The organism is Nocardia sp. NBC_01503 (assembly GCF_036327755.1).
In the GTDB taxonomy this organism is placed as follows: Bacteria; Actinomycetota; Actinomycetes; order Mycobacteriales; family Mycobacteriaceae; genus Nocardia.
Genome location: NZ_CP109596.1, coordinates 205385 through 220844 on the forward strand (window position 1 = coordinate 205385; position 15460 = coordinate 220844).

Consider the following 15460-nt stretch of genomic DNA (forward strand, 5'->3'; position numbering starts at 1 on the left):
CGTCGAACATATTCGAGGTCGGTCGCGCGGTCGGGCCGGTCACCGTCGGCGGTCCGACCCTTACGGCGTCGGTCAAACCCCTGCGGGCGTGCCCTTTTCGCTCTCGGCGAGTTCGGACTTCCAGCGGCGGAAGCCCTCCTCGGTGCGGCCGCGACGCCAGTAACCGGAGATGGATGCCCATTCGGCGGTGACACCGCGTTCCTTGCGGATGTACGGGCGCAGGTCGTGCATGACGGCTTGTGCCTCACCGTGGATGAAGACGTGGACCTGGCCTTCGAGCCAGGGTTCGGCGCGCACGGCGGCGGCCAGGCGCTCGCCCGGATCGGCGTCGCCGCGGTGGATCCAGGTCAGTTCCACACCCTCGGGATGGACGAAGGCGAGTTCGTCCGCGGGGCCGGAGATTTCGACGAAGACGCGACCGATCGCGTCACCGGGGAGGGCGGCACAAGCGGCGGCGATGGCGGGCAGGGCGGAGTCGTCACCGGCGAGCAGATGCCAGTCGGCGTCCGCGCGCGGAGCGTACGCACCGCCGGGGCCGAGCAGGTCGATGGTGTCACCGGGTTCGGCGGCGGCCGCCCACGGACCGGCTACGCCCTCGTCACCGTGGTAGACGAAGTCGATGGCGATCTCCTGCGCGGCGGCATCCACCGAGCGCACGGTATAGGTGCGCATGACGTCACCGTCCGCGCTGGGGAAAGCCAGTTTGACGTAGGCATCGGTGAAGCCGTTGGGCTGGAAGGCGGCGAAGCCGGGGCCGCCCAGGTGCACGCGGATCAGATGCTCCGAGAGGCGGATGGTGTTCTGAACGACAAAGGTTGTGCGGACGCGGGCCAAGGGGCACCTCCATAATTAGGGTTACCTAACTCAACCTAGCATGCGCTTCGACTGTTCGTCGATAGAGTTCCGATAGATCGTCGATCACGACAACTTGTCGACCAGCGTGGCCAGTGCGTCGGCCAGGGGCTCGAGGCCGGGACCCGGCGGACCGCCGGGCTCGGTCATATAGGTGTCGCGACGAATCTCCACCATCAACGCGGAGACGCGCGGATCTATGCCGTAGCAGTCCAGCGGAACATAGGTTCCCGCGAACGGACTGTTGATTCCGACGCCGCCGAACTCCGCGAATGCCTCCGCGGCATAGGCTTTCAGCTCGGCCGGAGTGTGGAAATCGTCCACGCCGAGGCAGATCGACGGGCGGTCGCCGTCACCGTGCAGTTCGTAGGGCAGGCGTTCGGTGGGGTACGAGTGCACATCGATGATTACGGCACGTCCGGTCGCCAGCAGTCGGTCGGCGACCACATCGGTCATTGCCCGCGCATACGGACGGAAGTAACTATCCAGGAGCAGTACGGGGTCGAAATCCTTGTCCCGCAGCAGGTCCCGATGCGTTGTGCGCGTGTAGACCGCGCCCATACCGACGGCGAGCATCTCCTCACGCTCGTCGGGGAAGCGCTCCGGGTCGATGACCAGCCGGGAAAGCCGGTTCACGAATTGCCAGGGCCGCGTCGCGGCAAGTGCCGCGGCGGTGGCGGCCAATTGTGCGGTGTGCGCATCGGTGATGTGGTCGAGTTCGCGGACCAACGCCTGGTCATCGAGGACGATATCGCCGCGAACGGCTGCCGGAATCACTCGCGAGGAGTGCGGAACGTGCAGGATCACCGGTGAATCGGCCGCGCCCGGCCACAATGCGACCGAGTCGGGCATCGCAGCCGTGCTCATGCGCGCGGATGGGCCTGGTCGTGCACCTTCTTCAGGCGATCGATCGAGACGTGCGTGTAGAGCTGCGTCGTGGCCAGGCTGGCATGACCGAGAATCTCCTGTACCACCCGCAGGTCGGCCCCGCCCTCCAGCAGATGTGTCGCCGCCGTATGCCGGAAGCCGTGCGGCCCCATATCCGGTGCACCGGGAATCGCGGAGATAACCTCGTGCACAACGGTTCTGGCCTGTCTGGGATCGAGTCGCCGCCCGCGCCGCCCGAGTAGCAGCGCCCGCCCGGACTGCGGAGTCGCCACCGCCGCCCGGCCGAACCGCAACCAGGCGTCCAGTGCCTGATCGGCCGGTCCGCCGAAGGGCACCGCCCGCTCCTTGTTCCCCTTACCCAGCACCCGCGCCAATCGCCGCTCCCGATCCACATCCTCGATATCGAGGCCGACCAATTCGCTCACCCGAATCCCGGTGGCGTACAACATCTCCACGATAAGCCGATCCCGCAGCGCCATCGGATCATGCTGCGCCGCACCCGATTCCGCCGCATCCATGGCCGCTCGTGCCTGATCTCGCCCGAGAACAGCGGGCAGCACCCGATGCGCCTTGGGTGACCCCAGCCGAGGCCCCGGATCCACGCCCAACCTCCCGGTATGCGTCAGCCAGGCCGTGAATGTCCGCGCCGAGGAGGTCCGTCGCGCCATGGTCGTGCGAGCCGCACCGCCCGCCGCCTGCGCCGCTAACCACGCCCTCAGCAAGGCCAAATCCACCTCCCCCACACCGGAATCCGCCGCCCGCTCCACCAAATGCTCCAGCAGCGATCGCGCATCCCCCATATAGGCCCGCACCGTATGCTCCGACCGATTCCGCCCCAGCCGCAAATGCCGCCCGTACTCGGTCAGCAGCTCCTCCAGATCCTCGGGCAATCCACTCATCCCCCCACCGTTCACCTCCCCCACCCGGCAAATCAAGCCCCCGCGCCGTCGACCGTGCCACGGCCGCGCCTGCGCCGGTTCCGGTCGTGTTCGGCCACTATGGCTTCCGCGCCGCGGGTGGTGGAGCGGGCGAGGCGGTACCAGCCGGAGTCGTCGCAGGCGACCAGCCCCGCGATCTCCAATGCGGACAATGTCGCGCGGACAACCGGAAGCGAAAGTCCGGTCTCGACCATCAACGAGCGCGCCACTCGTGAACCGGCCGCGGGTAAGGCGGCGTAGATCAGCGCCTCGTCGTCGGAGAGATCGTCCTCCGGCGATGCGGAGACGGTCGTCGGCAGGGAGAAGCGCAGTGGCCCGGCCTCGTCGAGGATGTCGGCAGCGCTGGTCACCAGAAATGCCTCACCATCGCGAATCATCCGGTGGCAGCCGACCGAGGCCGCCGAAGTGATCGGCCCCGGGACCGCCAAGGCCGGGCGCCCCAGGCGACGAGTCCATTTCACGGTATTGCGCGCACCACTCCGCGCACCCGCCTCCACGACCACCACCGTGTCCGCCAGCGCGGCAATGAGCCGATTCCGCGCCAGGAAGTGATGCTTCCGGGCCGATGTACCGGGCGGATACTCGCTGACAACCAGCCCGCTGGCGGCGATCTCGGCCAGCAGGTGATCATGCTGCACCGGATACGGCCGGTCGACACCGCATCCGAGCACCGCGATCGTGGACCCGCCCACCGCCAGTGCCGCCCGATGCGCCATCCCGTCGATCCCGAACGCCGCCCCGGACACCACCGTCCACCCCCGCGCCGCGAGCTCCCCCGCGATCTCCCCCGTGGCGTGATTTCCATACCCGGTACTGCACCGAGCACCTACAACGGCCACGGCCCGCTCGGTGCACTCCAACAGCGACCGAGGTCCGCGCACCCACAGCACCAACGGCACGGCAGCCGCGTCATCCTGTTCCGGATCCAACTGTCGCAACCCCAACATCCGCCAAGCGGGCCACTCCGCATCATCCGGGGTCACAACCCGCCCTCCGAGTTTGGCCATCAACGCCAAATCCGCTGCGGCCCGGTCGATCCCACGCCGCATCTCGGTCGGCCCCCGTAGCACCTCGGGCAGCGCACACTCTCGCACCGCCCGCGCCGCCTCCACCACCCCGACCGACTCGATCAGCGAAGACAATGCCGCACAAGGCCCTTCGACAACCCGCGACAAATAGACCCAGGCCAGTCTGCGTGCCTCGGCATCTCCGTTGCCGAGCCGGTCGGCATCGACCGCCGCGCACGCGGGATGGTCATCGCCGGCCGCTCCGGCGGCCACGGTCTCGTTCCCGGCAGGAAGGCCGCATTTCGAAAGAGTCAGCGGCACCGTCCCATTCGCAGCGGTCTCGCCGCCCGCTGATTCGCTGTCACGTCCGGACTGCGCTGTCACCGCGAATTCCTGGTCAACGGTCGGCGCTGTTGTGCCGCTGCTCGATTCGACCGAGGCAGGCGTGGATTCTCTTGGGGTACAGCGATTCTCCGCAGCGTAGTCAGGCGACCAGGGGTCCGAGTCGTTCGAATCGCAGGCAGGGCCGCGGCTTCGGCTGTGGTCGGTACGTCCGATGCGGTGATCGCCGGAGGCATGGCCGGGCCGCGCGGTCATGCGGCACCTCGCTGTCGGAAGTTCAAGGCCTGCAGGACGTCCTGGGCGGTGGGGAGATCGCCGCCGCGAAGATCACAAACCGTCCAGGCAACCCTTATCGCTCTATCCGCGCCGCGGGCGGACATGCGGCCGTGGCGGAGAGCGTTCTCCACCGGGGCGAGGGCCTCCCGTGGGAGGCGGAACATTTGGCGCAGGATGTGGCCTGGGACTTCGGCATTGGTGGACAGACCCAGGGCGGACCAGCGCTCGGCGGCGGCGTTACGGGCCACCGCCACCCTGGCTCGGACCACCTCGCTGCTTTCGACCTCTTCACCGCTCAAGGCTCCTGCGGATTGGGCATGCATTTGGACAGCGAGGTCTATGCGGTCGAGCAAGGGACCGGAGAGTTTGCCCAGATAGCGACGGCGGGCCAGCGGGGCACAGATGCAGTCGATATCGCGCGCGGGCGCGCAAGGGCATGGGTTCGCGGCGAGGACCAATTGGAATCTGGCCGGATAGCGCGCCACGCCGTCGCGGCGGGCTATGCGAACCTCGCCCTCCTCCAAGGGAGTTCGCAGCGCTTCGAGGACCTTCGTTCCGATCTCCGCGCATTCGTCCAAGAACAGGACGCCGCGATGGGCGCAGCTGGCCGCGCCCGGGCGGGCCGAACCCGAACCGCCGCCGATCATCGCGGCCACCGACGACGAGTGGTGCGGGGCCACGAAGGGCGGCGAGAAGATCAACGGGTGATCATCCGAGAGGATCCCCGCCACCGAGTGAATAGCGGTCACCTCCAGGGACTCACGTTCGCGCAGTGGCGGCAACAGGCCCGGAAGACGCTGCGCCAACATGGTTTTGCCGATGCCGGGCGGGCCGGTGAGCAGCAGGTGGTGCCCACCGGCGGCGGCCACCTCCAGCGCCCAGCGGGCCTCGTCCTGGCCTACCACCTCCCGCAGGTCGCCGGTGGGCGGTACGAGCGGTGGCGCGGTGGGCTCCGGCAGTGCCAACTCCCCGCCGCCGCGCAGCCAATCCACCAGTTCGCCCAGGCTGGCGGCGCCCAGGACGCGGATACCGTCCACCAGCCCGGCCTCGGGCAGCGCGGCGGTGGGCACCACAACCGTGCCGCGACCGGCCGTGCGGGCGGCGAGTACGGCGGGCAGGATGCCGCGGACGCGGCGGACCCGGCCGTCCAGGGCCAGCTCACCCAGCAGCACCGTATCGGCGAGCCGCTGCGCGGGAATCGAGCCCGCCGCATCCAGTACCGCCGCCGCCAAGGCCAGGTCGTAGACGCTGCCGACCTTGGGCAATGTCGCCGGGGACAGGGCCAGGACCACCCGGCCGTCCGGCCACTTCTCCCCGGTATTGCTGACCGCCGCCCGCACTCGATCACGGGATTCCTGCAATGTCGTATCGGGCCGCCCCACCAGGTGCACCGAGGGCAATCCCTGCCCGATATCGGCCTCGATCTCCACCAGTTGCCCGTCCACCCCGGCGACGGCCACCGAAAACGCTCTCCCCAAAGGCATTTCAGAACACCCCCTTGAGGTGTTCCACCACCGGCTCGGTGCCCTGCCGCATGAGCACCGACACCACATCGAACCGGACCCGCGACCACGGCCACTGCTGTTCGTGCAGCCACAGTAGCGCCAGCCGCCGAATCCGCTGCTGCTTCAGAAACGTGACCGCTTCGGCAGGCGACCCGAAGGCGACCCCGCGCCGCGTCTTCACCTCGACGAAGGCGGTCACCCCCTCGGTGTCCCGCCCGATCAGATCCAGTTCCCCGTACCGGCATCGCCAATTGCGTGCAACGATCTCCATCCCGGCGGCGCTCAGGTACCGCGCCGCCAGCTCCTCCCCATGCGCTCCGAGCGCGAGATTGTCTCCCATGAGGCCAGCATGGCCGGGCCCGAAGCGGACCCGGCCATGCCGACCTGCGGAAACAGGTTGCCTGTGGATAGCGAAAAGCTGTGGATTACTCCGGAAGCCGCAGGTCAGGCTTCTCCAGCTCTTCGATATTGACATCCTTGAAGGTGATGACGCGAACATGCTTCACGAAGCGAGCGGGCCGGTACATATCCCAGACCCACGCATCGGACATGCGCACCTCGAAGTACACCTCGCCATCGGCGTTCTGCGGCCGCAGTTCAACCGTATTGGCCAGGTAGAAGCGGCGCTCGGTCTCCACCACATATGAGAACTGGCCGACGATGTCCTTGTACTCGCGATATAGCGAGAGTTCCATCTCGGTTTCGTACTTCTCGAGATCCTCGGCGCTCATCGGGTGGAACGTCCTCCTTGTCGCCCAACTGGGTGTAGAGACATCATCCCGCATACGCGGTATCGGTAGCCACCCGGCCGGTCTCGCGCACATTGCGCCAGGACCGACGGTGCTCCGGGGTGATGCCCAACCGCTGTAGGGCCTCGGTGTGTTCGGGCGTGTTGTAGCCCTTGTGACCGGCGAATCCATAACCGGGGAATTGCTCGTCCAGCTGCACCATCATCCGATCCCGGGTGACCTTGGCGAGCACGCTCGCCGCGGCGATACAGGCCGCCGACGCGTCGCCGCCGATCACCGGCAGCGACGGCACCGGAATGCCCGGCACCCGGAACCCATCGGTGAGAACGTACCCGGGCACCGGGTCCAGCCCCGCCACCGCACGCCGCATGCCCTCGATATTGGCGACGTGAATACCGATGGCGTCGATCTCCCAGGCGGGGATGACGATCACCTTCCAGGCCAGGGCGACCCGTTTGATGATCGGGAAGAGCTCCTCGCGGGCCGCCTCGGTGAGCCGTTTGGAGTCGTCCAGTCCGGCCAGCGAGGTGTACGCCTTGGGTGCGAGCAGACAGGCCGCCACCACCAGCGGGCCCGCCGACGGACCGCGGCCCGCCTCGTCGACCCCGGCGACGGGACCGAGGCCGCTGCGAATCAAGGCCGCTTCGAGCGTGCGTAGCCCGCCCGCCTTGCGCATGACCACGCGCGGCGGCCAGTCGCCGCGTTCGATCGGCTGAATCACCTTGCCGCCCCGTGGCTTCACACCACGTATGGACCCGTTCGCCATCTTCCCCACCGGTCGATTATCCCGCTGTGCTCAGTTGGACTGAGGGTCTTGCGACTTCACGAATCCGATCCGGCCCAGTGGCCAGATCTTGTAGACCGCCTTACCGCGCACATCGTCGACCGGAACCGTGCCCTGCAACTCGTCACGCATGTGATAGCGGGAGTCCGCGGATTCGGCGCGATTGTCGCCCATCACCCAGAGATTGCCGTTCGGCACCTTGATCGGCCCGAACGCGCGACCGCCGGCATTGAACGGCACATCCGGGTGCGCCGGATCGAACGGATTGTTGAACTTCACGTACGGCTCGTCCAACGGTTTGCCGTCGACCAGGATGCGGCCCTGCGCGTCACAGCACTGCACGGTCTGGCCGCCGGTCGCGACCACCCGCTTGACCAGGTCGTTCTCATCCGGCGGCACCAGGCCGAAGAACGAGAGGAAGTTCTGTACGCCGCGCACCACGGTGTTCCGCGAGCGGATGGAGGTGTAGTGCTTGTTCCAGTCATTGGTCGGGCCGACGAACACCACCACATCACCCGGCTTGGGATCACCGAAGTAGTAGCTCAGCTTCTCCACATAGATGCGGTCGCCGGTGCAGCCCGCGCATCCGTGCAGGGTGGGCTCCATCGACTGCGACGGAATCACATAGGGCCGTCCGATGAATGTCACGACCAGCGCGGTGATGACCGCGGCAATGCCGATGAGCATCGGCAGTTCCTGCCAGAACGGCCGCTGCTTCTTCTTCGGCTTGCTGGTCGGCGCATCCGCTGCCCGACCCTCGTCGTCCGCACCGGACACCGTCACCGACTCGCTCTCGTCTGCCACCGGAACAGAGTAGCCCGGCACCGCGAAGAACCATGCGGTGCCGGGCTACTCGGCGTTCTGGGCGAAAAGCTAGCTCAGCGCTTTTCCTTGATCTTCGCGGCCTTGCCACGCAGATCGCGCAGGTAGTACAGCTTCGCGCGGCGGACGTCACCACGGGTGACGACCTCGAGGTGGTCGATGTTCGGCGAGTGCACCGGGAAGGTGCGCTCCACGCCGACACCGAACGACACCTTGCGCACGGTGAAGGTCTCGCGGATGCCACCGTTCTGACGGCGGATCACGACGCCCTTGAAGACCTGGACGCGCTCCTTGTTGCCTTCGATAACCTTCACGTGCACGTTGACCGTGTCACCCGGGCGGAATGCCGGGATGTCGCTACGCAGCGACTTTTCGTCGACGAAGTCGAGGGTGTTCATTTCCGTCCTTATTGGATTCGCGCGAACAGAGGAACCTGGCGGCTACCTCCCGAGCGGGAGATGCTCTACCGGTTCGTGCTCCGGATAATTGGGCGGTGCCCGGGCATGCGAGCGCCCAAGGCAACCTGAGTATTGTGCCAGACGAAACCGCACCCCTTGTAATCGGGGCTAGGAGCGGGAGTTCGCCCGGGTTATCGCCGATGCTATATCGGAGACCAGCGGCGGGTAATCAGTGCGTCCCGTGACCACCTGCAGGAAAACCAGACAGTCTTGCGCTGCCGCGGCAACCTCCAGGCATTCGCGTAGTTCGCCGACCGTGGTCGCGCGCAGTGTCAGCACCGAGTCCTCATCGCCGCCGAAGGCGTGCGGGAGTTCGGACCAGCGCCAGGGGGCGATGTCGTTGTACGGGGCGTTCGGTCCGTGGATGGCGCGTTCGATGGCGTAGCCGTCATTGTCGACCAGGACGATGACGCCGGTGAGCCGCTCACGAATCCAGGTGCCCAACTCCTGGATGGAGAGCTGCGCCGCACCGTCGCCGATCACCAGCACGGCGCGGCGATCCGGACAGGCCAGGCCCGCGCCCAGCGCGGCGGGCAGGGCGTAGCCGATGGAGCCCCAGAGCGGCTGGCCCATGAAGGTGATGCCGGTCGGCATGCGCAGGGTCGCCAGGCCGAAGAAGGCCGAACCCTGGTCCGCGACAACCACATTGTTGTTGTCGAGGGCTCCGGCGATGAGCGGCCAGAGCGTGGCCTGGGTGAGGGGGGTTTCATTGGCGTCGGTGACCATCGGGATGACATCGGCGGTCGGCATCGTCTTGTCCGGATCGGCGAACTCTTCGGTGAGATCGGTGAGCACCTCCAGCGCGGCCGTCAGCGAGAGCGGGGCGAAGGCGTCGACACCGCCGATGACCGTGCGCTCCGGGCCGATATCGATGGTGCGGCGCGGGTCGATGCGATGACTGAATCCGGCGGTGATGCTGTCGGTGTACTGCACGCCGACGGTCACCAGGCGTTCGGCGTCCTCGACCGCGGCGCGCACGCTCTCGGGTGAGGCCGCGCCGGTGTAGACGCCCAGGAAGTTCGGGGTCGATTCGTCGACCAGGGTTTTGCCCCAGGCCAGGGTGGCGTACGGCAGATCGCCGGAGGCGAGCAGACCGCGCAGTTGATCGGTCGCGCCGATGCGATTGACGAAGATGTCGGCCAGTATCGTCACGCGTCGCTCGGCGAGGAATTCGCGGGCGGCCACGGCGAAAGCGGCTCGCGCGCCGTCGCTGCTGAAGTCGGCGGGTGGTGACAGGCGCGCGGTCGGCGGGTCGACCGCCATGCGCGCGGTATCGGTGGCGAGCATCAGATAGCCCGGACGGCGGTGCACCAGAACGGAATTCAGTACCCGGTCGATCTCCTGGCAGGCATCGGCGGCACCGAGATCGGCCTGGGCGCAGGTGACCTCGGCGGCGATCCGGCGGAAGTGGTGGAAGTCCCCGTCGCCGAGTGTGTGATGGATGATCCGGTGATTGGCCTGAATGTCCTTGGCCGGGACACCGACAATGTGCACGACCGGGACGTATTCGGCGTAACTGCCCGCGATCGCGTTGACGGCGCTGAGCTCGCCGACACCGTAGGTGGTGACGACCGCGCCGATCCCGCGTAGTCGCGCGTACCCGTCGGCCGCGTAGCCGGCATTGAGTTCATTGGCGCTGCCGACCCATCGCAGGCCCGGATGCCGGACCACATGATCTAGGAACTGCAGGTTGAAATCGCCAGGTACCCCGAATATTTCGGTGACTCCGAGTTCGTGGAGCCGATCGAGCAGATAATCGCCGACAACGTAGCCCATGCTCAAACCCTGGCATGCCGATCGCTCAGTCAGCGATCTTTCGGCTACCCAGGTGTGGCGTGGGTAATGGTGCGGAGGGCGCGGGCACCACGGTGCGCACCAACTCCTCCTCGGCGGCGCGTCGCACATGGGCGACATCGGGGCTACCGGCCACCAGATCCTGCAGGAAGATCTTGGCGCGAATCACCGGCCGCCGATACCTGCGTTCGCGCACGATCGCACGCCGCATCCGCCCACGGCGAGTGCCGTAACGCCAGCGTGCCCACGGCGCACCCGGCCGACTCAAGCGCAGCGCGCCGACGAACAGCAGCGGCGGGAAGAACATGCCGAACAGGCCGGTCCAAATCTTGCCCTTGGCAATGACAATCGCGGCCAGCAGCAGATTCACCACCGCGAAGACGACGATCACCACGCGTTCGGCGGTACCCGGATCCGAGCGCAGATCATTGATGTCCAGCAACCACAGTGGATGAAAACCCAGCAGCAGCAACCCGGTCACCGCGACCGCGACGAATACGGCGTCGACCGAAGTGCGGCCCTGCTCCTCCCAGTACACGTCACGCAGGTAGTAGATGAGCGCGAACTCGTCCAGCACCAGCGCCGCGCCCACACCGAAGACCGCCGCCACCGCACCGACCACACCGCTGCTGCTGTCGTACAGCGTCACCAGGCCGACACCGGAACCCAGTACCAGGATCACGCCGAAGACCATGTGGTGGATGTGCACATCGCCCGCGCGGACGTTCCCGGGCCACCAGCGCACCTGTTTGCGGATGAGCCGCACGCTGATGCGGATCAGGATGAAGCCGATGATGAAGCCGAGCAGCAGGCAGGCCAGGGGTAGGCGGCCGTTGTCGATGACGTCGTCCTCCCACCACCGGTGAAAACCTCTCATGCCACTCTCGTCTCCGGGATCCGCTCATAAGGTCATTGCCGAGCCTAGCCATGGGTTGTGGATGCCCATGTCAGGGCTATTCTCCCGCGCGAGATCGGCCGTCGAATGAACCTCCGGCTACGACTCGGGGCCTACGTAGCAGACTCGGACGAATCACCTTCAGCCTCAGCGGGGTTCGGAGGATGGCCACGATTTTTCAGCGTGGTTACCTCGCCTGCCGTACCCGGCTTTCGCTCCCCCTTTTGGGAGCACACTCTCACCTACCAGCCTGGTCGGCCGGCCGTGGGAACCTTCAGAACCCCAACGACAAAAAACAAGAGACCAAGAACCAAGACAAAAGACGCCAGGACCAGAGGAACCACCCGCACGAAGTAGACAATCCGGGCAAAGTGGGCCGCCTCGGGGTGCCCGTACCCCACTTCCGAGGTGACCGCACCACTGACACAGGGCTATCACACCCCGCGTACTGGTATCACACCCCGTACAAGGGGTGTGCGGGTTAGACACGGGGTGTGATGACTTCGAGGGTGGGGGAGTTTGTTTTTTCGTGGTGGTTCTGAAGGTTCCCGCTACCGGCCGACCCGGCTGGGGCGCGAGTATTCGCGCCCGAGTGGGGAGCGAAAGCCGGGTACGGCAGGCGAGGTAACCACTCTGAAAAATCGTGGCATTCTGCCGAACCCCGCTGGAACGTGATGCCCCGCAGGGCATTCGGCTACGAAGGCCCCGGGTACATCCCCTTCTACCGTCCCATTCGACCGATTCCCCGGGAGAGACGTACACCGATGTACTCACGCAGGCAAACGTCGAGTAGACCCCTGCGTGAGTACATCCATGTTGATTCGTCTCTGCCGACCGGTAGGTACGGAGCTACTTGCCGAAGCCAGCGCGGCGGAGGGCGTCGGCCATCGAGCCGGAGGGCGCGGCTTGCGGGCGGTTGCCGCCCTGGCCACCGCGGGCACCGCCGCCACCTTGGCCACCGCGAGCGCCACCGGCACCCTGGCCGCCGCGCGCAGCACCACCGCCACCCTGGCCGCCCCGGGGGTTATTGCCTTGGCCGCCCTGGCGGGCACCGCCGCCTTGCCCCTGGCCCTGGGGCCGCTGGCCCTGGCCGCCGCGCGGACGGCCTTCGCCGCGTTCGGGTTTGGGTGCGCCGGGCTCGTCGTCGAGGCGGAGGGACAGGCCGATGCGCTGGCGTTGGACGTCCACCTCCATGACCTTGACCTTGACCACATCGCCGGATTTCACGACCTCGCGAGGGTCCTTGATGAAGTTGTGTGACATGGCGGAGACGTGGACGAGGCCGTCCTGGTGGACGCCGATGTCGATGAAGGCGCCGAAGGCCGCGACATTGGTGACCACGCCTTCCAGGACCATGCCGGGCTTCAGGTCGGCGACTTTTTCGATGCCAGCGGCGAATTCGGCGGTTTTGAATTCGGGGCGGGGGTCGCGACCGGGCTTCTCCAGTTCGGCGATGATGTCGGTGACCGTGGGGACGCCGAAGCGTTCGTCGGTGAAGTCGGCCGGGCGCAGGGCGCGCAGGGCCGTCGTATTGCCGATGAGTTCGTGCATGCCGCGGCCGCTGGCCTCGAGCATGCGGCGGACCACCGGATATGCCTCGGGGTGGACCGAGGAGGTGTCCAGGGGGTCGTCACCGTTGCGGATGCGGAGGAAGCCCGCGCACTGTTCGAAGGCCTTGGGGCCCAGGCGTGGAACGCTCAGCAGCGCGGTGCGGCTGCGGAACGGTCCATTGGCGTCGCGGTGGGCGACAATGCTTTCCGCGACCGCGCCGCTGATACCGGAGACGCGCGACAGCAGCGGAACCGAGGCGGTGTTGACGTCGACGCCGACCGCGTTCACGGCGTCTTCGACGACCGCGCCGAGGGAGCGGGCGAGCAGCGTCTCGGAGATGTCGTGCTGGTACTGGCCGACGCCGATGGACTTCGGGTCGATCTTCACCAGCTCGGCCAGGGGGTCCTGGAGGCGGCGGGCGATGGAGACCGCGCCACGCAGTGAGACATCCATATCGGGCAGCTCCACCGAGGCGTACGCGGAGGCGGAGTACACCGACGCGCCCGCTTCGGAGACCACGATCTTGGTGGGCTTGTTCTCCGGAATACGCGAGATGAGTTCGGCGGCAAGGGCATCGGTTTCGCGCGAGGCGGTGCCGTTGCCGATGGCGATGAGCTCCACCTTGAAGCGCGCCACCAGTGCGCCCAGCACCGCGAGGGATTTCTCGGTCTGTCCGGTGTGCGGGTAGATGACCTCGGTGGCGACGCACTTGCCGGTGGCATCGACCACGGCGACCTTCACACCGGTGCGGAAGCCGGGGTCCAGACCCATGGTGGTGCGGGTGCCCGCGGGTGCGGCCAGCAGCAGATCGCGCAGGTTCATGGCGAAGACGTCGACGGCGTCGCGCTCGGCGGACTGGCGCAGTCGCATGCGGATATCGATGCCCATGCTCACCTGGAGCTTGGTGCGCCAGGCCCAGCGCACGGTGTCGAGCAGCCAGGTGTCGGCGGCGCGGCCCTGGGCGGCGATGCCGAACTTGTGGGCGATGCGGCCTTCGTAGATGGTGCGCTCGCCGGGTTCGGGCTCTTCGGTGTCGGCCTCGAGGTGCAGGGTGAGCACCTCTTCCTTCTCACCGCGCAGCAGCGCGAGGATGCGGTGCGACGGCAGCTTCGAGAACGGCTCGCTGAATTCGAAGTAGTCGGCGAACTTCGCGCCCGCCTCTTCCTTGCCCGCGCGCACGCTGGAGCTGATCTGCCCGCGATTCCACATCAGCTCGCGCAATTCACCGACCAGGTCGGCGTCCTCGGCGAAGCGCTCCACCAGGATCGAGCGCGCGCCGTCGAGCTGTTCGGCGTTGTACTGCGCGGGATCGGTGGTCGGATCGTTGATCAGGGCATCGGCGACGGGCTCGTGTCCGGCCTCGCGCGCGATCTGCGCCTTGGTGCGCCGCTTGGGCTTGTACGGCAGGTAGATGTCTTCCAGGCGGGCCTTGGTGTCGGCGAGCATGATCTGCGCGTGCAGCGCGTCATCCAATTTGCCCTGACCGCGGATGGATTCGATGATCGATCCCCGGCGCTCGTCGAGTTCGCGCAGGTAGTGCAGGCGCTCGTCGAGCTGGCGCAGTTGCGCGTCGTCCAGGCCGCCGGTGACCTCCTTGCGGTACCGGGCCACGAACGGAACGGTGGATCCGGCGTCGAGGAGTTCGACGGCGGCACGCACCTGTTCTTCCCGTACCCCCAGCTCGTCGGCGATACGGCGGCCGACACTGGCTAGGCGGACGGTTCCGGTTCCGGTGGAGCTGACGGTGTCTGCGTTGACAGGTTCGGAGGCTATCGTCACGCCCGCAGACACTACCGTCGTACGGGGACAAGGCTGAACAGTGCCGCACCGAAAGACCGGATAGTCGCACTCGCCGGGATTTTCGACACACCGCGAGACACGCGGAAACGCGAACGGCGCGAAGGTTACTCGCCGGTCGGGGGCAGCAGATCGGGGCGGCGTTCCCGGGTGCGCTCCAGGGACTGCTCATGCCGCCAGGCGTCGATCTTGGCGTGATTGCCCGAGAGCAGGATCTCCGGGACGTCCAGACCGCGCCAGGAGACCGGACGGGTGTAGCTGGGCCCCTCGAGCAGTCCGTCGGAGAACGAATCCTGTTCGTGTGACTGCTGATTGCCGAGCACGCCGGGAATCAGGCGGACGACGGCCTCGGTCATGACGAGCACCGCGGCCTCCCCGCCGATCAGCACGTAGTCGCCGATGCTGACCTCTTCGACGCGTACGCGCCGGGCGGCATCATCGAAAACCCGCTGATCGATGCCCTCGTAGCGTCCACAGGCGAACACCAAATGCTTTTCGGCGGACCATCTTTCGGCGGTCCGCTGGGTGAACGGCACACCGGCGGGGGTGGGCACCACCAGCAACGCGTCGTCCGGGCACACATCGTCCAGCGCCGGACCCCACACCGTGGGCTTCATGACCATGCCGGGCCCACCGCCGTACGGGGTGTCGTCGACGGCCTTGTGCACGTCATGGGTCCACCCGCGCAGATCGTGCACGCCGACCTCGAGCAGCCCCTTGTCGATCGCCTTGCCCAGCAAGGCCGTTCGCAGCGGCTCCAGGTATTCGGGGAAGATCGTGACGACGTCGATTCGCATCGCGC

14 protein-coding genes are annotated in these 15460 nt (G+C 67.1%); all 14 read right to left on the reverse strand.

The annotated features are described in order from the left end of the window. Window positions 1-72 precede the first annotated feature (72 nt). On the reverse strand, window positions 73-834 hold the full coding sequence (locus OHB26_RS00835; RefSeq protein ID WP_330182328.1) for a siderophore-interacting protein: 762 nt from the start codon (window positions 832-834) through the stop codon (window positions 73-75). An 84-nt stretch (window positions 835-918) separates the two neighbouring features. Next, window positions 919-1704 carry an N-formylglutamate amidohydrolase gene (locus OHB26_RS00840; protein ID WP_330182329.1) on the reverse strand — a complete coding sequence of 262 codons (786 nt, stop codon included), beginning with the start codon at window positions 1702-1704 and terminating at the stop codon, window positions 919-921. An 11-nt stretch (window positions 1705-1715) separates the two neighbouring features. Further along, a complete protein-coding gene (locus OHB26_RS00845; protein ID WP_330182330.1) occupies window positions 1716-2639 on the reverse strand; it encodes a tyrosine recombinase XerC in 924 nt (307 codons plus the stop codon). A gap of 32 nt (window positions 2640-2671) precedes the next feature. Next, window positions 2672-3868 (reverse strand): DNA-processing protein DprA, encoded by a 1197-nt coding sequence (gene dprA / locus OHB26_RS00850; protein ID WP_330185443.1) that lies wholly within the window; start codon window positions 3866-3868, stop codon window positions 2672-2674. Between the two features lie 410 nt (window positions 3869-4278). Next, window positions 4279-5787, reverse strand: a complete 1509-nt coding sequence (locus OHB26_RS00855) for a YifB family Mg chelatase-like AAA ATPase (protein WP_330182331.1) — start codon at window positions 5785-5787, stop codon at window positions 4279-4281. A 1-nt stretch (window position 5788) separates the two neighbouring features. Further along, a complete protein-coding gene (locus OHB26_RS00860; RefSeq protein WP_330182332.1) occupies window positions 5789-6148 on the reverse strand; it encodes a YraN family protein in 360 nt (119 codons plus the stop codon). A gap of 85 nt (window positions 6149-6233) precedes the next feature. Further along, window positions 6234-6539: a DUF2469 domain-containing protein gene (locus tag OHB26_RS00865; RefSeq protein WP_067514125.1), complete on the reverse strand. Its 306-nt coding sequence runs from the start codon at window positions 6537-6539 to the stop codon at window positions 6234-6236. Between the two features lie 43 nt (window positions 6540-6582). Next, window positions 6583-7266: a ribonuclease HII gene (locus OHB26_RS00870; protein WP_330185444.1), complete on the reverse strand. Its 684-nt coding sequence runs from the start codon at window positions 7264-7266 to the stop codon at window positions 6583-6585. Between the two features lie 87 nt (window positions 7267-7353). Next, window positions 7354-8145: a signal peptidase I gene (lepB, locus tag OHB26_RS00875; RefSeq protein ID WP_442942826.1), complete on the reverse strand. Its 792-nt coding sequence runs from the start codon at window positions 8143-8145 to the stop codon at window positions 7354-7356. Between the two features lie 74 nt (window positions 8146-8219). After that, window positions 8220-8561 carry a 50S ribosomal protein L19 gene (gene rplS / locus OHB26_RS00880; protein ID WP_153807837.1) on the reverse strand — a complete coding sequence of 114 codons (342 nt, stop codon included), beginning with the start codon at window positions 8559-8561 and terminating at the stop codon, window positions 8220-8222. Window positions 8562-8729: 168 nt separating this feature from the next. After that, on the reverse strand, window positions 8730-10397 hold the full coding sequence (locus OHB26_RS00885; RefSeq protein ID WP_330182333.1) for an alpha-keto acid decarboxylase family protein: 1668 nt from the start codon (window positions 10395-10397) through the stop codon (window positions 8730-8732). Between the two features lie 25 nt (window positions 10398-10422). Next, entirely contained in the window at window positions 10423-11292 is an 870-nt protein-coding gene (locus OHB26_RS00890; protein WP_330182334.1) for a hypothetical protein, read from the reverse strand. An 867-nt stretch (window positions 11293-12159) separates the two neighbouring features. Beyond that, the gene (locus OHB26_RS00895; protein WP_442942827.1) at window positions 12160-14640 is read right to left on the reverse strand and encodes a Tex family protein; all 2481 of its coding nucleotides are present in this window, start codon (window positions 14638-14640) and stop codon (window positions 12160-12162) included. A 125-nt stretch (window positions 14641-14765) separates the two neighbouring features. Further along, window positions 14766-15455, reverse strand: a complete 690-nt coding sequence (gene trmD, locus OHB26_RS00900; RefSeq protein ID WP_067574804.1) for a tRNA (guanosine(37)-N1)-methyltransferase TrmD — start codon at window positions 15453-15455, stop codon at window positions 14766-14768. Window positions 15456-15460: the final 5 nt, after the last annotated feature.